Here is an 18,246-nt window from a genome sequence, read left to right as displayed (position 1 = left end):
GCCGTCGCGATAGCGCGCGGACTTGCGCCCGACCCGGCGTCATGGTTCACCGAACCCATGCTGAATTCCGTGACCGACGCCTTCGCCGAGACCCTTCGCAGCCGCCTGCCGCAGGCGGCGTTCAAGGACGACACAGCCCGCTATGCCGAGACCCCGCGGGGCGGCAAGCCCGGCGAGATCGGCCTTGTGGTAGCCCCCGGCTCGACCGAGGAGGTGGCCGAGACGATCCGCGCCGCCGCCGAGGCGCGTGTGCCGGTGATTCCTTATGGCGGCGGCACCGGGCTAGTCACCGGGCAGGTGATGCCGGACGGCCCGGCGCCTTTGGTCCTGTCGCTGGAGCGCATGACGAAGATCCGCGCCACGTATCCGGCCGAGAACGTGCTGGTCGCAGAGGCGGGCGCGATCCTTGTCGACGTGCAGGCCGCCGCCGAGGCGGCCGACCGGCTGTTCCCCCTGTCGTTGGGCGCCGAGGGCTCTGCCCGGATGGGCGGGCTTCTGGGCACCAACGCGGGCGGTGTGAACGTCCTGCGCTATGGCAATGCCCGCGAGTTGTGCCTTGGGCTGGAGGCGGTGCTGCCTGACGGGTCGATCTGGCATGGCCTGAAACGGCTGCGGAAGGACAACACCGGCTATGACCTGCGCAACCTGCTGATCGGGGCCGAGGGCACGCTGGGCGTGATCACCGCCGCCGCGCTGCGCCTGTTCCCGCGTCCCGCCGAGACCGGCACCGCGGTGATGGTGGTGCGCGACCCTGATGCGGCGCTGGATCTGCTGGCGCTGGCTGGCGACGTCGCAGGGTCCGGCATCAACGCGTTCGAACTGATCTCGGGGATGGGGCCGACATTTCTGTCGGAAACCATCCCCGAAGTGCGCCTGCCCTTCCCCGAGCCGCCGGATTGGATGGTGCTGATCGACCTTGGGCTGGACGCCGGGCGCGACCCGGCCGAGACGCTTGAGACGCTGTTCGTCGAGGCCCACGAGCGCGAATTGGTGTCGGACGGGCTGATCGCCCAATCAGAGCAGCAGCGCGCCGAGTTCTGGCGCATGCGCGAGGCGATCCCGGAAGCGAACAAGCTGATCGGCGCGATCTCGTCGCACGACATTTCGCTGCCGATCTCGCGCATCCCCGAGTTCATTCGCACGGCGCCGGGGGTTCTGGCGAAGCTTGGCGACTATCGCATCAACTGCTTCGGGCATCTGGGCGACGGCAACCTGCACTACAACGTCTATCCGCCCAAGGGCCAAAGCCGTGACGAACGCATCGCCGAGAAAGGCCGTGTTCAGCGCGCGGTCCATGATCTTGTCGACAGCTTCGATGGCTCGATCAGTGCGGAACACGGGATCGGGCGGCTGAAGGCGGAGGACCTGCAGCGCTATGGCGATCCGGCGAAGCTGGCCGCGATGCGGGCGATAAAGGATGCGCTGGACCCGCTGGGGATCATGAATCCCGGCGCGGTGCTGCCGCTGCCCGGCTGAAACGCGATACGAGGCTACGGGAACGAGGGGCGCTGCCCCTCGCGCTCCCCGGGATATTTGCGGACCAAAGAAGCAGGGCGCGGGTTGCCCGCTAGCCGACGTCGGTCTTGCCCCGCCGGTCGCGTCGCAGGTTCGAGTACAGCACGTGATTGCGCCAGCGGCCGTTGATCTGAAGGTAGCTTTGCGCGACGCCTTCGTATTTGAAACCGGACTTTTCGAGCACCCCGCGCGAGGCGGCGTTCTCGGGCAGGCAGGCGGCCTCGATGCGGCTGAGGTCGAGTTCGTTGAACCCGTGGTGAACCATCGCCTCGATCGCCTCGCCCATGTAGCCCTGCCGCGCGAAGGGCTCGCCGATCCAGTAGCCCAGCGTACCGGACTGCGCCGGGCCGCGGCGGATGTTGTCCAGCGTGATCGCGCCCAGGAGCACCTCGCCTTCGCGGCGGAACAGGAACAGCGGCACGGCGGTGCCGCCGACGATGGACCGCTGCGCCCAGTAGACACGGTTGGTGAAGGCCTTGCGGGTCAGATGGTCCGCGGACCAGGTCGGCTCCCACGGTTTGAGGAAATCTGCGGAGGCTTGCCGCAGCGCCGTCCAGCCCCGGAAGTCAGCGTGCTGCGGCGCACGCAGGAACATCCGGTCAGTGACAAGGCGCAGCTTGCGACGTCGGTTCAGCATCAGGCAGCGAGACGCTCCCGCAGCTCGGCGATGCGCGGGGCGTGGTCGACGGGGCCATACATGGTCAGCGCCGCGCGGGCGTCGCCGGCCACCTTCTCCGCGAAGGCCGTCACCCGGTCGGTGCCGACCGCGTCGATCTTCGCCACCACCTCGTCGAGGCTGGGTACGCGGCCCCAGATCGACACCAGCCGCGCCAGCCGTTCGGCGCGGGCCGAGGGGCTTTCCAGCCCCATCAGCAGACCCGCCTTCATCTGGGCGCGGGCGCGCGCGATCTCGGCGTCGGTCATGTCGTCGGCGGCGCGCTTCAGTTCGTCGATGGTCAGACCGGCAAGATCGCCGATCTGCTCGGCGGCGGTGCCGGCGTAGATCGTCGTCAGGCCGGTGTCCGCATAGGCGCCGGTCTGCGCGAAGATGGTGTAGCACAGCCCGCGCCGCTCGCGCGCTTCCTGGAACAGGCGCGAGGACATCCCGCCGCCCAGAGCGGTGGAATAGATCTGCGCGGTGTAGATCTCGTCATCGCGGTAGCCGGGCGTCTCGAAGGCCAGCGCGAAATGCACCTGCTCCAGCGGGCGCACCTCCAGCCGTTCGCCGCCAAGGAAGCGGCCTGGCTCCATCCGGTCAGGCGCAGTGCGCGGCAGATGTCCGAACAGTTTCTCGGCCTCTGCGGCGATCTCGTCATGGTCGACGGCGCCGGCGGCGGCGAGGATCATCTTCTCGGGACCGTAGTGTTCGGCCACGAAGGATTTCAGGTCGTCGCGGGAAAAGCCGCGCACGCGCTCGGACGGGCCAAGAATAGTGCGGCCCAGCGCCTGATCGGGATAGGCCACTTCCTGCAGCCAGTCGAAGATCACGTCGTCGGGGGTGTCCAGCACCTGCCCGATCTCCTGCAGGATCACGCCGCGCTCGACCTCGATCTCGTTGTCTTCGAACACCGGGTTCAGCACGATGTCCGAGATCACATCCAGCGCCAGCCGGACGTCGTCTTCCAGCACGCGGGCGTAATAGGCCGTCATCTCGCGGCTGGTGTAGGCGTTGATATAGCCGCCGACGTCTTCGATCTCTTCCGCGATCTGAAGCGCGCTGCGGGACTTCGTGCCCTTGAACGCCATGTGCTCGAGGAAATGCGCGATCCCGTTCTGCTCGGGGCGCTCGTGGCGCCCGCCGGCCATCACCCATATCCCCAGCGACACGGATTTCATCGAGGGCATCCGTTCGGTCACGACCCGAAAGCCGTTCGACAGGGTATGGATCTTTACGGTCACGTGGCGATGCGCTCCCTAATCAGGTTCTCGATGGCGCCAAGGTCGTTGTCGACGACGCTGAACCGTTCCGAACGGTCATATAGGTCCGACATGCGCTTGGGAAGGGGCGGCCGTGTTCCGGCGGCGGCCTCGACCGCGTCGGGGAACTTCGCGGGGTGCGCGGTGGCCAGCGTAATCATCGGCGTCACGCCGAGGTTCTCTTCGGCAACCTTCACACCGACTGCGCTGTGCGGGCACAGTGTCTCTCCCGTCGCCGCGAAAGCCGCGCGGATGGTGGCCGAGGTTTCCTGTTCCGACGCGCGGCCCGACAGGAACGTTTCGCGCAGGAATTCCAGCGCGCCCTGACTGACGGTGAAGCCGCCCTCGGATTTCAACGCCTCCATCTCGTGCGCGACGGCGGCGCCGTCCTGCCCGTAGGCGTAGTACAGCGCGCGTTCGAAGTTCGACGAGACCTGAATGTCCATCGACGGGCTGATCGAGGGCGTGACGCCCTCTTTCACATGCGCGCCGGACTCCATGGTGCGGTGCAGAATGTCGTTCTGGTTGGTCGCGATCACCAGATGTTCGATCGGCAGCCCCATGCGCTTGGCCACGTAGCCCGCGAAGATGTCGCCGAAGTTGCCGGTGGGCACGGTGAAGCTGACCTTGCGGTGCGGCGCGCCCAGCGACACGGCGGACGAGAAATAGTACACGACCTGCGCCAGCACGCGGGCCCAGTTGATCGAGTTGACGCCTGCCAGTTTCACCTCGTCGCGGAAGTCGAAGTCGTTGAACATATCCTTCAGCGCGGCCTGACAGTCGTCGAAGTCGCCCTTCACGGCCAGTGCGTGCACGTTCGCCTCGGACGGCGTGGTCATCTGGCGGCGTTGCACCTCGGACACGCGGCCCTCGGGGAACAGGATGAAGACGTCGACGTTGTCGAGACCCCGGAACGCCTCGATCGCGGCCGAGCCGGTATCGCCCGAGGTTGCGCCAACGATGGTCACGCGGTCGCCGCGGCGGCCCAGAGCGGCCTGAAACAGCTGGCCGATCAGCTGCATCGCGAAGTCCTTGAAGGCCAGCGTCGGCCCGTGGAAGAGTTCCAGCAGGAAGTGGTTCGGGCCAAGCTGCACAAGCGGCGCGCGGGCGGCATGACCGAAGCCCGCGTAGGCGCGTTCGATGATGCCTTTGAATTCCTCGTCGGTGAAGCTGTCGCCGATGAACGGCTTCATCACGCGAAACGCGATCTGTTCGTAGGACAGCCCGGCCAGCGCGGCGATGTCGTCCGCCGACATCTGCGGGATGTCCTCGGGCAGGTAGAGCCCGCCGTCACGGGCCAGCCCGGTCAGCATCGCCTCTTCGAAACTCAGGACGGGTGCCTGGCCGCGGGTGGAGATGTAACGCATTGGTCGCCCTCTGAATCAGTCGGTCCGACGGTTGATACGCCACAGCCACAGGCCTGTCATCCCCGCCCAGGCCGCCGCCATCATAAACCACGTGATCGCGTAGTTCAGATGGTCGTTTGGGATGCCTTCGGTGCCGACGGGCCACGGTGTGACAGGGGGATCTTGTTCGTCGCTTTCGCGCAGGACGACAAGGATCGGTTCGGCGTCCAGCGCCTCGGCCAGTTTGGGCACGTCGCGGGCGAACCAGAAGTTCGTGTCGCGGTCCGGTTCGGGCGTAAAGCGGTCGCTTTCCTGGACCGTCCGGAAGTTGCCGATGATGCGCACATCTTCGACGGGCGGGCGGTCTGCCGTCTTCTCGGTCTCGGGCACGTAGCCGCGATCCAGAAGGATGCGCCTGCCCTCGGTCTCGAAGACCGAGACGATGCGGAAGACCGCGCCGATGTTCTTCACCGCGGTCAGCACGTGGGCCTCTTCGCCGGTGATGGTGCCGGTGGCCTCGACCGCCTGATATTCTTCCAGCGGGCCCGCGAACAGGGGGACCGGGTCGCCGACGATCTGCTGCTCGATCCGGGAGAGCATCGTCTCTTTCCACGCAAGCCGCTTCACCTGCCAGACCCCCAGCGACAGGAGGATGGCGCATCCGATGACGCCGATCAGGAGCGGGGCGAGGAACTTCTTCATGACCCGTGTCCTAGTCCCTCGCGCGGAGGGATGCCAGACGGTGCGGCAACATAGTGCGGCTGCGTTTGGGACACGGCATCGGAAAAGCGCCGCCGGAAAAGACAAAGGGCGCAGGTTGGACCCGCGCCCTTGTCATTCCTTCCTCCGGGCCGGTGCCGCAGGCACGACCCGCGAGGCAGATCAGCTGCCCCAGATGTAGATCGACATGAACAGGAACAGCCAGACCACGTCGACAAAGTGCCAGTACCAAGCGGCGGCCTCGAAACCGACGTGCTTTTCGGGCGTGAAGTGGCCGGCCAGCGCGCGCATCAGGCAGACGAACAGGAAGATCGTGCCGATCACGACGTGGAAGCCGTGGAAGCCCGTCGCCATGAAGAAGTTGGCGCCGTAGATGTTGCCCGAGAAGCCGAAGGCCGCGTGGCTGTATTCGTAGACCTGGAAGATCGTGAACAGGATGCCCAGCAGGACCGACAGGATCAGGCCGTTAACAAGGTCCTTGCGGTTGTTCTCGTGCGCCAGAGCGTGGTGCGCCCAGGTACAGGCGGCGCCCGAACACAGCAGGATCAGCGTGTTGATCAGCGGCAGGTGCCACGGGTCGAACGTCTCGATGTTGGCGGGCGGCCAGACTTGGTACTCGACCGGGGTCTCGGGGCCGCCTGGGTACATCGCGTGTTTGAAGAACGACCAGAACCATGCCGCGAAGAACATGACCTCGGACATGATGAACATGATGAAGCCATAGCGCAGGCCGATGGCGACGACCGGGGTGTGATCCCCCGCCTTGCTTTCCGCCACAACCTCGGACCACCAGCCGAACATGGTGTAAAGCACGCCGACGAGGCCGATGAGCATCACCCAGGGGCCGGCTTCGTGGAAGTAGCGGACCGCGCCGTACAGCATGACGAAGGCCGAGACCGACCCGGCGAAGGGCCAGATCGACGGGGGCAGGATGTGGTAGTCGTGGTTCTTTTCGTGCGCCATTGCAGCGTTCCCTCGTCTTGCGCGACTTTATTCGTTGTAGACCGTGTCGCCCTCGGTCGCCAGCGCGGCGTGGGCCTCGGGCAGGTCGATTTCGTAGAAGGTGTAGGACAACGTGATCGTGTGGACATACTTGGCGTCGCGGTCTTCCACGATCTCGGGGTCCACGTAGAACGTCACCGGCATCTGCACCCGCTCGCCCGGCTGCAGCACCTGTTCGGTGAAGCAGAAGCAGTCGATCTTGGTGAAGAAACCGCCCGCCTCGTAAGGCGTCACGTTGTAGCTTGCCTGACCGGCCACGGGGCGGTCGGTCGGGTTGTAGGCTTCGTAGAAGGCAAGCCCGGTCTCGCCGATCTTCAGTTCGATCTCGCGTTCGACCGGCTTGAAGGTCCACGGCATGTTCTTGTCGAGCGATCCGTCGAAGCGGATCTTGATGGTCTCGTCCAGCACGTGATCCGCGCCGGCGGTCGAGACGCCGGTGGTGCCGCCGAACCCGGTGACACGGCAGAACCAGTTGTAGAACGGCACCGACGCCCAGGCCAGCGCGCCCATCACAAGGACGGTACCAACGGTGATGGCGGCGGTCTTCTGGGTTCCTTGAAGCTTCATTCGCTGCTCTCCTCTGTCGGGGGTAGCATCGAGGTGCGCGGCTGGTGGTCATACCCTTCCAGCAGGCCGCCGGTCTGCACCTTGACCACGCTCAGCGCGAAGATCAGGCCGACGAAGGCCGCCAAAGCCAGCCCCACACCAAGGTTGCGCGAGAAGCGGCGTTTGTGAATCTCGTGTTCCGCGCGGATCGCCATGTTACCAGCCTCCCAGCCCGAAGGACCGCAGCGTCGCCTCGACGAGGATCGCCGCGAAATGCAGGAAGAGATAGGACAGCGACAGGCGGAACAGGGCCTTTTCGACCTTGTAACCGTCGGCTTCCGCCGCGGCCTCGTCACGGCGCCAAACGTCGAAGGCTCCCTTGAGGAACAGCACGTTCAGCACGGTTGCCACCGCAAGATAGACGTAACCGCCGATCGAGGTGAAGCCGATGCCCATCGCGACCGGCACCAGCGCCAGCGTGTAGCCCAGCACATGATTGCGGGTGACGCGGCGGCCGTGGGTGACGGTCAGCATCGGCACGTTGGCCTTGTCGTAGTCGCCCTTCATGAACAGCGCCAGCGCCCAGAAGTGGGGCGGCGTCCACATGAAGGTCAGCGCGAACATCAGCACCGACTCGACCGAGATGCCGCCGGTCGCGACGGCCCAGCCGATCATCGGAGGGAAGGCGCCGGCAGCGCCGCCGATCACGATATTCTGCGGCGTCCAGCGCTTCAGGATCATCGTGTAGATCACGGCGTAGAAGAAGATGGTGAAGGCCAGCAGCGCGCCGGCCAGAATGTTGGCGGCCAGCGCAAGCATCACCACCGACAGGCCCGACAGCGCGACGCCGATCGCCAGCGCCTCGTCCGCGTGGACGCGGCCCGACGGCACGGGGCGTTTCACGGTGCGCTTCATCACGGCGTCGATATCGGCGTCCCACCACATGTTCAGCGCGCCCGAGGCCCCTGCCCCGATGGCGATGAACAGGATCGACGACAGCGCGACGACCGGGTGTACGGAAACCGGCGCGGCCACTAGGCCCACCAGCGCGGTGAAGATCACCAGCGACATCACGCGGGGCTTCAGAAGGGCGAAGTAGTCGCCGAAGCCCGCTTCGCGGTCGAAATCGCTGACATGGGTATCGCTCATGCGCTTCCCTTTGACGAAAGGTGCGTCTCGAACGCACCCTGCATAACCTTCCGCGAGGCGCGCGTCCGGCGCACCTCGCGTCGTTCAGGCGGCGATCACTCGGCCGCGGCCACCTCGACGGCGCGGGGCGCCGGGTTCTCGGCGTAGTCCTGCGCCGGACCTTCCAGCCAGGTGGCGTATTCTTCCGGCGTGACCGCCTTCACGGTGATCGGCATGTACGCATGGTCCTTGCCGCACAGTTCCGAACACTGGCCGAAGTAGACGCCTTCCATGCCCGGCTCGACCTCGAACCACAGCTCGGCAAGGCGGCCCGGAACGGCGTCCTGCTTCACGCCGAAGGCGGGGATGGTCCACGAATGGATCACGTCGTCCGCGGTCACCTGCATCACCACGGTCGTCCCGGTCGGGATCACCACGGCGGTGTCGGTCGCCAGCTTCCACTCGTCCGGCGCATAGCCGTAGTCGGCCAGTTCGTCCTCGCCCAGCATGAAGCTGTCGAACGCGATTCCTTCTTCGATGTATTCGTAGGTCCAGTACCACTGGTGCCCGGTGACCTTGATGACGAGATCCGCCTCGGGGATTTCCTGCTGCTTGAAGAGCGTCGGCAGCGAGAAGGCACCGATGAACACAAGGATCAGGATCGGGACGAGGGTCCACGTCACTTCGAGCGGCGAGTTGTGGGTGAAGGTCGCCGGCTCTTTGTTGGCCTTCTGGTTGAAGCGCAGCGCGATGATCAGCATCAGCAGCATCACGAAGATGACGATCGCGGTGATGATCGCAAGGATCATGCCATCCAGCCACTGAAGGTCGCTGGCCAGTTCGGTCGCCGCGGGCTGGAACCCGGTTCCGTTCGGGACCGGCTTGCCGATGGACTCGAGTCCTTCAAGACCGTCCTGCGCCCAGGCGGCCCCGGTCGCGAGGATGGCAGCGAATGCGGACCCGGCGCCCGCGATGATCTTGTTCAAACGCATGTGCTCTCCCATACGGCTGGGCGGCTCGTGCCGCCGCGGCTGACGGGTCCCGCGCAGGCGCAGGGAATCCCCGTTGTGTCTCGGCGGTTTGAAACCATATTAGGGGGACGCTCTCAAGCATCCGTGTTGCGGCATTAGGCCGCTTTTTGACATGGATCAATTCCTAACCCGAGGATTCTGACTAATGACCGACGTTCCGTTTCGCCCGTTCGAGACCGCCTTGGACGAGGAAAACGCCCTGTCGCACCTGCGCGCGGCGGTGTCCGGCGCGGACGACGGCGAACTGTTTCTGGAACGACGGCGGTCTGAATCCATTGTTTTCGACGACGGTCGGGTGCGCTCTGCCAGCTATGACGCGACCGAAGGCTTCGGTTTGCGCGCGGTGCGCGGCGAGACGGCGGGCTATGCGCATTCCAGCGAAATCTCGGAAAATGCGTTGAAGCGCGCGGTCGAGACGGCGCGGCTTGCCGTGGGCGATGGCGGCGGCACGCTGGCAGAGGCGCCGCAACACACGAATGTGAAGCTGTACGGCGACCACAACCCGATGGACGACTTCGCCTTCCCGGTGAAGATCGACACTCTTCGCGAAATCGACGCCTTCGCCCGCGGGCTGGACAAGCGCGTGGTACAGGTGACCGCCGCGCTGGCCGCCTCGTTGCAGGAAGTCGAAATTCTGCGGCCCGAAGGCACGCTGGTTCGCGACGTGCGCCCGATGGCGCGGCTGAACGTGTCGGTCATCGTCGAAGAGAACGGCCGCCGCGAATCCGGCAGTCATGGCGGCGGCGGTCGCGTGGGTCTGACCGGGCTGGTCGACCGCGCCAACTGGGAAGCCGCCGCGCGCGAGGCGCTGCGGGTGGCGCTGGTGAACCTGTCCGCCGAACCCGCGCCCGCCGGCGTGATGGATGTGGCGCTTGGCGCCGGGTGGCCGGGTGTCCTGCTGCACGAGGCCGTCGGGCACGGGCTGGAAGGCGACTTCAATCGCAAGAAGACCTCGGCCTTCGCCGGGCTGATGGGCCAGCGCGTCGCGGCTCCGGGCGTCACCGTGCTGGACGATGGCACCATCCCCGACCGCCGCGGTTCGCTGACGGTGGATGACGAGGGCACGCCGTCGGGCAAGAACGTCCTGATCGAGGACGGCATCCTTGTCGGCTACATGCAGGACCGCCAGAACGCGCGGCTGATGGGCGTGAAGCCCACCGGCAATGGACGGCGGGAAAGCTATGCGCACATCCCGATGCCCCGGATGACGAACACCTACATGCTGGGCGGCGACGCGAAGCCCGAAGAGATCGTGGCCGAATTGAAGGACGGTATCTATGCCGTGGGATTCGGCGGCGGTCAGGTCGACATCACCAACGGCAAGTTCGTGTTCTCCTGCACCGAGGCTTACCGCGTGAAGAACGGCAAGATCGGCGCGCCGGTGAAGGGCGCGACGCTGATCGGCGACGGGCCGACCTCGTTGCAGCAAATCCGCGCCATCGGCAACGACATGGCGCTGGACCCCGGCATCGGCAACTGCGGGAAGGCGGGCCAGTGGGTGCCCGTGGGCGTGGGCCAGCCGACGCTTCTGATCGGCGGGCTGACGGTGGGCGGCTCGGCCGCCTGATGTTCCTGCGCGCCATGACCCCGGCCGACCATGCAGCTGTCGCCCGGGTCTGGCACGAGGGCTGGCACGACGCCCACGCGGGGCGGGTTCCCGACGAGATGACCGCGAAGATGCAGCCGGACGCGTTCCTGCGCCGGTTGCATACGCTTCCTCCTCATCTGATGGTCGGTGGGATCGGCAAGATCGGCGGGGACATCGGCGGTTTCATCCACTGGAAGGATGATCTGATCCAATACCTGTTTCTGTCCCGCACCGCGCGCGGGACGGGCCTTGCCGCGCGCCTGATGACAGCGGCAGAGGCGGCGATGGCGAAGGCAGGCGTCGAACGCGCCGAGCTCGACTATGTGAAGGGCAACGAACGGGCCGCGCGATTCTATGCGAGGCAGGGTTATTCGGTAACGCGCGAAGAGACCGACAGCGTGCCCGAATACCAAGGCAGCTGGGTTTCGGTGATTTGCCACAAGCAACTTGGCACCGGACCGGCGCCGAAGCACACATTTTAGTTCAATCGAACCAAGATCTTGGCGAAATTTCGCCTCATCAATGGTTCGATTTACGACTCTTTAACCACTCTGGCGACATAACTGGTCCTGCAAGTTGGCGGAACCGGAATGGCCGAGGAATTACTCCCTTCACCCCACCCCCTCACCCCACCCCGAAGCGAGGATGATTGGGTCACCTGGTTCCGCCTCTTGCGCTCCCGACGTGTCGGGCCAACCACCTTCCACAGACTTATCTCGGAACGCGGCACCGCGGCCGACGCGCTGGACGCCCTGCCCGAGGTCGCCCGCGCCGCCGGCGTTGACCGTTACGCCCCTTGCCCTGTCGAGGTTGCGCAAGAAGAACTGCGGCTCGGCCGGCTGGCCGGGGCGGTTCCGGTTGCTTTCGGCGATGCCGCCTATCCCGCGCTGCTGGCCGAACTTCCCGATGCGCCGCCGGTGCTGTGGTGCCTGGGCGACATTTCCCTTCTTGACCGCCGGTTGATCGCGCTGGTCGGCGCGCGGAATTCCTCCAGCCTTGGCACCCGCATGGCCAAGAACCTGGCCGAAGGGCTGACCGCCGCGGGATTCGCGGTCGTGTCGGGCTTGGCGCGCGGCGTCGACACCGCGGCGCACCTCGCTTCGCTAGGCGGCGGCACCGTCGCGGTGCAGGCGGGCGGCGTCGATGTCATCTACCCGGCGGAAAACGCGGTGCTGGCGCAGGAGATCGGCGAACGCGGGCTTCGTGTGTCCGAACAGCCGATGGGCATGCAGCCGCAGGCGCGGCATTTCCCGGCGCGCAACCGCATCATCTCGGGCCTCGCGCAGGCTGTGGTGGTGGTAGAGGCGGCGGCAAAGTCCGGCAGCCTGATCACCGCCCGCAGCGCGCTGGACCAGGGGCGCGAGGTGATGGCGGTGCCGGGCCACCCGTTCGACGGGCGCGCCGCCGGCTGCAACATGCTGATCCGCGACGGGGCGACGCTGGTGCGCGGGGCCGCCGACGTGGTCGAGGCGCTGACGCCCGTGGCGGACACGGAACCACGACCGGCGAAAATCCCCGACGCCGCCCCCGCGCCCCGCCGCGATCCGCCGCACAGGCCGCTGGCGGAAATTGCGGCCTTGCACGGCCAGATCCTTGACCGGCTGGGGCCCAGCCCCGTGGCCGAGGACCAGCTGATCCGCGATCTGAAGGCCCCCGCCGGCGAAATCGGCGCGGAACTGGTGACACTGGAACTGGAGGGCCGGATCGAGCGCCGGCCCGGCGGTCTGCTGGCGCGCACGTGACGCCCCAGGGGGCGCTGCCCCCGTCGCGCTGTGCGCGACTCCCCCGAGGTATTTGGAAAGAGAAGAAGCAGGGCGCCCTTTGCCGGTGCTGCATGGGGGCCACTGGGTATCGGCCGTGTCGCACAACCGCCCGCAGAGTCGGCCCGACGTCGCGACGGGGGTTGAATAGCCGCCGCAAAGTCGCCAATTGCGGGCCGGTCGGCGTCGGGAACGCCACATTGACATTCCCCGCGCAGAAGCCACATGGTCCGCCGCCATGGGCAGTCATTGCTGAATCGAAGGGGTTTCCATGCCAGTCGTCGTTGTCGAATCTCCGGCCAAGGCCAAGACGATCAACAAGTATCTGGGCAACGACTTCACGGTTCTCGCCTCTTACGGGCACGTGCGCGACCTGCCTCCGAAGGACGGCTCGGTCGATCCCGACCATGGATTCGAGATGCTTTGGGAAGTCGCGAGCGACTCGAAAAAGCATGTGAAGGCGATCGCCGACGCACTGAAGGACGACCCGACGCTGATCCTTGCGACCGACCCCGACCGCGAGGGGGAGGCGATCAGCTGGCACCTTGAAGAGACCCTGCGCAAGCGCAAGGCGATCAAGGCGGACACCGAGGTGAGCCGCGTGGTGTTCAACGCGATCACCAAGAACGCCGTCACCGAGGCGATGAAAAACCCGCGCAAGGTCGACGAGGATCTGGTCGAGGCCTATCTTGCCCGCCGCGCGCTGGACTATCTGGTGGGCTTCAACCTGAGCCCCGTCCTGTGGCGTAAGCTGCCCGGCGCGAAATCCGCGGGCCGGGTGCAATCGGTCTGCCTGCGCCTGATCGTCGAGCGCGAGATGGAGATCGAGGCGTTCCGCGCCCGCGAATACTGGTCGGTGAAGGCGTTGCTGTCGACGCCGCGCGGCCAGGAATACGAGGCGCGTCTGACGGTTCTCGCCGGCAAGAAGCTGGACCGCTACGACATCGAGAATTCGACGCAGGCCGAACTGGCCGTGCAGGCGATCACCAGCCGCGACCTGACGGTGAAGTCGGTCGAGGCGAAACCCGCCAGCCGCAACCCGTCCGCGCCCTTCATGACCTCGACCCTGCAGCAGGAAGCCAGCCGCAAGTTCGGCTTCGGCGCGCGCCAGACGATGAGCACGGCGCAGCGGCTGTATGAGGCCGGGTACATCACCTACATGCGGACCGACGGCATCGACATGGCACCCGAGGCGGTGCATGCCGCGCGCGACGCGATCAAGGATCGCTATGGCGCCGAGTACGTGCCGTCGAGCCCCCGCATGTACAAGAACAAGGCGAAGAACGCGCAGGAAGCGCACGAGTGCATCCGCCCCACCGAGATGACGCTGGCGCCCGACGCGTTGAAGGTATCCGACGCGGATCAGCGCAAGCTGTACGACCTGATCTGGAAGCGGACGATCGCCAGCCAGATGGAAGCCGCGCGGATGGAGCGGACCACCGTCGACGTCGCCAGCGCCGACGGACAGGTGGAGCTGCGCGCCACCGGGCAGGTCGTTCTGTTCGACGGGTTCCTGAAGGTCTACGAAGAAGGCCGCGACGACGCCGTCGTGGACGATGACGACAAGCGCCTGCCGCAGATCACCCAGGGCGAGAAGGCCGACAAGAAGACCATCACCCCCGAGCAGCACTTCACCCAGCCGCCGCCCCGCTATACCGAGGCGACGCTGGTCAAGAAGATGGAAGAGCTGGGGATCGGGCGGCCGTCGACCTATGCCTCGATCGTCACGACCATTCAGGACCGCGGCTATGTGCGGAAGGACAAGAACCGGCTGATCCCCGAGGACAAGGGGCGGCTGGTCACGATCTTCCTGATCAACTACTTCCGCAAATACGTTGGCTACGACTTCACCGCCGAGCTGGAAGGCGAGCTGGACGACATCACCAGCGGCGAGCGCGAGTGGAAGGATGTGCTGGACAAGTTCTGGCGCGACTTCAAAGCCCATATCGACGAAACCTCAGAGCTTCGGATCTCGGAGGTGCTGGACAAGATCGACGAGGTCTTGGCGCCGCATCTCTATCCGCCGACCGAGGACGGTTCGGACCCGCGTGTCTGCCCGAACTGCGGCAATGGCCGGCTGTCGATGCGCACCGCACGCTCGGGCGGCGCGTTCATCGGCTGTTCGAACTATCCCGACTGCCGCTACACCCGTCCGTTCGGCCCGCCGGATGCCGAGGCCGAGGCCAGCGCGATCCCGCCCGAGGGCAAGCTTCTGGGCGAGGACGAGGGCGACGAGATCCGCGTGTTCAAGGGCCGTTTCGGCCCCTTCGTGCAGCGCGGCGCAGCGACCAAGGAACAGCCGAAGCCGCCGCGCCAGTCGGTGCCGAAAGAGTGGCCGCCGGAAGATGTGACGCTGGAACAGGCGGTGCGGCTGCTGGTGCTGCCGCGTCTTATCGGGCAACACCCCGAGGATGGCGTGAACGTCTGGGCCAACATCGGCCGCTACGGTCCCTACATCAAACACGCCGAGTCGACGTCGGACCGGGGCGGCACCAACGCCAACCTCGAAGAGATCGAAGAGGTCTGGACCGTCGGCATGAACCGCGCGGTGCAGCTTCTAGCCGAAAAGGTCGCCTCGCGCGGCGGGCGCGGCCGGGCGGCGGCGCCGGTGCGCGAGTTGGGCGACCACCCGGATGCGGGTGGCCCGGTGGCAATCTACAAGGGCAAATACGGGCCCTACGTGAAGTGGGAGAAGATCAACGCGACGATCCCCGACACGATCGAGCCCGAACAGCTGACCATGGAGCAGGCGGTCGAACTGATCGCGGAACGCGCCGCGAAGGCTGGCAAGAAAGCCCCGGCCAAGAAGAAGGCCGTTGCGAAGAAGAGCACGGCCAAGAAAACGACCGCGAAGAAAACCGCTGCGAAGAAACCGGCGGCCAAGACTTCGGCATCAGAGACCGACAAAGACTGACATTCGACGCGCCGGCGAGCAAACAGACGCCCGCCGGCGCGCCGAAGTGTGACTTTGCGGCCCTGATATTCAATATCAAGCATTCGTGAGTGGAAAGACCGGCGCATGGGGCGCAGGTAAGTCTACAGACGCCCGGAACTCGACTCTCAACCGCAGGATTGATCCATGCAGGACAGACACTTCAGCCGCCGGCAGGTGATCGCCGGCGCAGCCGCCGCCCTGATGCTGCCGGCCATCGCCCGCGCACAGGACGTGCTGACAGCGACGCGCAACGCCTCCAGCTGGCAGGCGCAGGACTGGCGCGACCATTTCGATGAACTCGGCAAGGGCTGCATCGTGTGCGACACGGTGAACCGTACGCTGCACTTCTGGTCCGGTGACGGCGAGACCTATAACGTCTACCCGACGTCCGTGCCGAAGACCGACGAACTGACCAAGCGCGGCTATACCGAGATCGTGCGCAAGAAGGTGGGGCCCAGCTGGACCCCGACCGCCAGCCAGATGGAACGCTTCCCCGACTGGAAACCGGTCGCCGGCGGCGCGCCGGACAACCCGCTGGGCTCGCATGCTCTGTACCTCAGCTGGCCCGCCTACCTGATCCACGGCACGCATGACACGCGCAAGATCGGACGTCCGTCGTCCGACGGCTGCATTGGCCTGTACAACGAGATGATCGTCGACCTGTTCGGCAAGGCCGAGGTCGGCACTCAAGTGCGGCTTATCTGATCGCAACCGACTGTCCCGAAGGCAGATTTCCGAAGGCGGCGCCCGCAAGGGGCCGCCTTCGTTGACTCTCGGCACGGGCCACGCCAAAACCAAGGCGACCACCGTGCGGAGGGGAAGTGTTCATGAAGAAGGTGTATGGATCGGCTGCAGAGGCGCTCGACGGGCTGCTGACGGATGGCATGCTGATCGCTGCGGGGGGCTTCGGCCTGTGCGGCATCCCGGAAAACCTGATCGCGGCGATCCGCGACAGCGGGGTCAAGGACCTGACGGTCGCGTCGAACAACTGCGGTGTCGACGATTTCGGCCTGGGGCTGATGCTTCAGACCAAGCAGATCAAGAAGATGATGTCCTCTTACGTGGGCGAGAATGCCGAGTTCATGCGCCAGTACCTGTCGGGCGAGCTTGAGCTGGAGTTCAACCCGCAAGGCACGCTGGCCGAGCGTATGCGCGCTGGCGGCGTCGGCATTCCCGGCTTCTACACCAAGACCGGTGTGGGCACCCAGATCGCCGAGGGCAAGGAACACAAGGACTTCGACGGCGAGACCTACATTCTTGAGAAGGCTATCGTCGCGGACCTGTCCATCGTGAAGGCGTGGAAAGCGGACGACACCGGCAACCTCGTGTTCCGCAAGACCGCCCGCAACTTCAACCCGCCGGCGGCGATGTGCGGCAAGGTCTGCGTCGTGGAGGTCGAGGAAATCGTGCCCCGCGGCTCGCTTGACCCGGACTCGATCCACCTGCCGGGTGTCTATGTACACCGGATCGTGCAGGGCGAGTTCGAGAAACGCATCGAACAGCGGACCACACGCGCCGCCTGACGCGCGGATCGCCGCCCCCGGGGCGGCGGTCTTTCGCCGAACCGGCTTCCCGCGTCTCACGCAAGGCGCGGGAAATGTTACGACCCCTCACATTTTTGAAATAGATGCCGCTTTGCAGCGTCGACAGCCTTGAAAACAAGGCTGGAAAAGCGGAAATGGCTGACGGGCGATATCACTTTGGACAGGATCATGACACAGCAGTGCCGATGGACAAGGAACCTATTCTAAACACTCTTCCGGATAGCGAAGCGTTTCGCATACTCGCCGAATCTCCGATTTCAATGGTCCTTACGGACCCCAATCTGCCGGACAATCCCATTGTCTACGTCAATCGCGCGTTCGAGCGGGTGACGGGTTTCGGCGCGAGTTCGGCCATCGGTCGCAACTGTCGTTTCCTGCAGGGTGGCGAAACGGACGAGGATGACATCCAGCGCATCCGCGATGCCCTGAAGACCGAAACCGAGACGACGGTCGACATCGTGAACTACCGCGCCGACGGTGTGCAGTTCCTCAACCGCCTGCTGCTGACCCCGGTGTACGACACCGAGGGCAAGCTGAGCCATTTTCTGGGGATCCAGAAGGCGCTGAGCGACAACGAGGCGCGCAACTCGGCCAATGTCACGCAGCAGGCGCTTCGCGAACTGAAGCACCGGGTGAAGAACCACCTTGCGATGATCGTCAGCATGATCCGGCTGCAGGGCCGCACCGCGCCCGACCCCGCGCCGACGCAATCGCTGGCGCGACGTGTCGAGTCGTTGCTGTTGCTGTACGAGGAACTGAGCGAGCCCACGGTCTCGCGCCGCACCGGCAACGTGTCGCTGGGGTCGTATCTGTCGCGGCTAGTCAGCACGACGGCGCATCTCGACGGGCGCGCGGGCGTCCGCGTGAACTCGCAGATCGAGGATGCGACCTGCAGTTCCGAGGTCGCCGCAAAGATCGGCCTGCTGCTGTCCGAAATCATGACGAATGCGCTGCAGCACGCGTTCGAGGGGCGGACAGAGGGCGTGCTGAACGTCTCGATGATCCCGCTTGGCTCGACCGCGATCGAGGTTACGGTGACGGACAACGGAACCGGATTCACCGATGGCGTCGAATGGCCGACCACCAAGTCGGTCGGCGGTCGGGTGGTGCTGGGCCTAATGATGGAACTCGAGGCCGAACGGGACGTGACATCCGGCGATAAAGGCACGACAATCCGCCTGAAGATTCCGATCGAGACCCTATAGGACCGAGGA

At 65.6% G+C, this 18,246-nt stretch carries 17 protein-coding genes; 8 read left to right on the top strand and 9 right to left on the bottom strand.

What is annotated here, in order from left to right; genetic code table 11:
- The first annotated feature begins 57 nt into the window (after nt 1–57).
- Nucleotides 58–1,476 carry an FAD-binding oxidoreductase gene (locus ACP156_RS14155; RefSeq protein WP_425052005.1) on the top strand — a complete coding sequence of 473 codons (1,419 nt, stop codon included), beginning with the start codon at nt 58–60 and terminating at the stop codon, nt 1,474–1,476.
- A gap of 91 nt (nt 1,477–1,567) precedes the next feature.
- On the opposite strand, the gene ACP156_RS14150 is transcribed toward ACP156_RS14155, so the two are convergent.
- The 9 genes from ACP156_RS14150 to coxB form a co-directional block, all read right to left on the bottom strand.
- A complete protein-coding gene (locus ACP156_RS14150) occupies nt 1,568–2,152 on the bottom strand; it encodes a GNAT family N-acetyltransferase (RefSeq protein WP_425052004.1) in 585 nt (194 codons plus the stop codon).
- Nucleotides 2,152–3,414, bottom strand: coding sequence for a M16 family metallopeptidase (locus ACP156_RS14145; protein WP_425052003.1), 1,263 nt, complete (start codon nt 3,412–3,414; stop codon nt 2,152–2,154). The genes ACP156_RS14150 and ACP156_RS14145 overlap by 1 nt, the downstream gene beginning before the upstream one ends.
- Nucleotides 3,411–4,799, bottom strand: a complete 1,389-nt coding sequence (thrC, locus tag ACP156_RS14140) for a threonine synthase (RefSeq protein WP_425052002.1) — start codon at nt 4,797–4,799, stop codon at nt 3,411–3,413. Before thrC ends, ACP156_RS14145 begins: the two co-directional genes overlap by 4 nt.
- Before the next feature lie 15 nt (nt 4,800–4,814).
- Nucleotides 4,815–5,480, bottom strand: coding sequence for an SURF1 family protein (locus tag ACP156_RS14135; RefSeq protein WP_425052001.1), 666 nt, complete (start codon nt 5,478–5,480; stop codon nt 4,815–4,817).
- A gap of 180 nt (nt 5,481–5,660) precedes the next feature.
- Nucleotides 5,661–6,461: a cytochrome c oxidase subunit 3 gene (locus ACP156_RS14130; protein ID WP_425052000.1), complete on the bottom strand. Its 801-nt coding sequence runs from the start codon at nt 6,459–6,461 to the stop codon at nt 5,661–5,663.
- A 27-nt stretch (nt 6,462–6,488) separates the two neighbouring features.
- Nucleotides 6,489–7,067, bottom strand: a complete 579-nt coding sequence (locus ACP156_RS14125; protein WP_425051999.1) for a cytochrome c oxidase assembly protein — start codon at nt 7,065–7,067, stop codon at nt 6,489–6,491.
- Nucleotides 7,064–7,261, bottom strand: a complete 198-nt coding sequence (locus ACP156_RS14120; RefSeq protein ID WP_425051998.1) for a hypothetical protein — start codon at nt 7,259–7,261, stop codon at nt 7,064–7,066. Before ACP156_RS14120 ends, ACP156_RS14125 begins: the two co-directional genes overlap by 4 nt.
- 1 nt (nt 7,262) lies before the next feature.
- Nucleotides 7,263–8,195, bottom strand: a complete 933-nt coding sequence (gene cyoE / locus ACP156_RS14115; RefSeq protein ID WP_425051997.1) for a heme o synthase — start codon at nt 8,193–8,195, stop codon at nt 7,263–7,265.
- Between the two features lie 95 nt (nt 8,196–8,290).
- Entirely contained in the window at nt 8,291–9,166 is an 876-nt protein-coding gene (gene coxB, locus ACP156_RS14110) for a cytochrome c oxidase subunit II (RefSeq protein WP_425051996.1), read from the bottom strand.
- 184 nt (nt 9,167–9,350) lie between these two features.
- On the opposite strand from coxB, the gene tldD reads away from it, so the two are divergent.
- The 7 genes from tldD to ACP156_RS14075 all read left to right on the top strand — a co-directional run bounded on the left by tldD (nt 9,351) and on the right by ACP156_RS14075 (nt 18,237).
- Nucleotides 9,351–10,772, top strand: a complete 1,422-nt coding sequence (gene tldD, locus ACP156_RS14105) for a metalloprotease TldD (RefSeq protein ID WP_425051995.1) — start codon at nt 9,351–9,353, stop codon at nt 10,770–10,772.
- On the top strand, nt 10,772–11,275 hold the full coding sequence (locus ACP156_RS14100; protein ID WP_425051994.1) for a GNAT family N-acetyltransferase: 504 nt from the start codon (nt 10,772–10,774) through the stop codon (nt 11,273–11,275). The genes tldD and ACP156_RS14100 overlap by 1 nt, the downstream gene beginning before the upstream one ends.
- Before the next feature lie 108 nt (nt 11,276–11,383).
- Complete coding sequence (gene dprA, locus ACP156_RS14095; protein WP_425051993.1) at nt 11,384–12,535, top strand: DNA-processing protein DprA; 1,152 nt, start codon at nt 11,384–11,386, stop codon at nt 12,533–12,535.
- Between the two features lie 289 nt (nt 12,536–12,824).
- A complete protein-coding gene (topA, locus tag ACP156_RS14090) occupies nt 12,825–15,467 on the top strand; it encodes a type I DNA topoisomerase (RefSeq protein ID WP_425051992.1) in 2,643 nt (880 codons plus the stop codon).
- Nucleotides 15,468–15,632: 165 nt separating this feature from the next.
- A complete protein-coding gene (locus tag ACP156_RS14085) occupies nt 15,633–16,193 on the top strand; it encodes a L,D-transpeptidase (RefSeq protein ID WP_425051991.1) in 561 nt (186 codons plus the stop codon).
- A gap of 122 nt (nt 16,194–16,315) precedes the next feature.
- A complete protein-coding gene (locus ACP156_RS14080; protein WP_425051990.1) occupies nt 16,316–17,011 on the top strand; it encodes a CoA transferase subunit A in 696 nt (231 codons plus the stop codon).
- A 104-nt stretch (nt 17,012–17,115) separates the two neighbouring features.
- Entirely contained in the window at nt 17,116–18,237 is a 1,122-nt protein-coding gene (locus ACP156_RS14075) for a PAS domain-containing protein (protein ID WP_425051989.1), read from the top strand.
- Nucleotides 18,238–18,246 lie beyond the last annotated feature (9 nt).

This window comes from Psychromarinibacter sp. S121 (assembly GCF_049801035.1).
Lineage (GTDB): Bacteria > Pseudomonadota > Alphaproteobacteria > Rhodobacterales > Rhodobacteraceae > Psychromarinibacter.
This window is presented reverse-complemented; position numbering and strand designations above follow the sequence as displayed.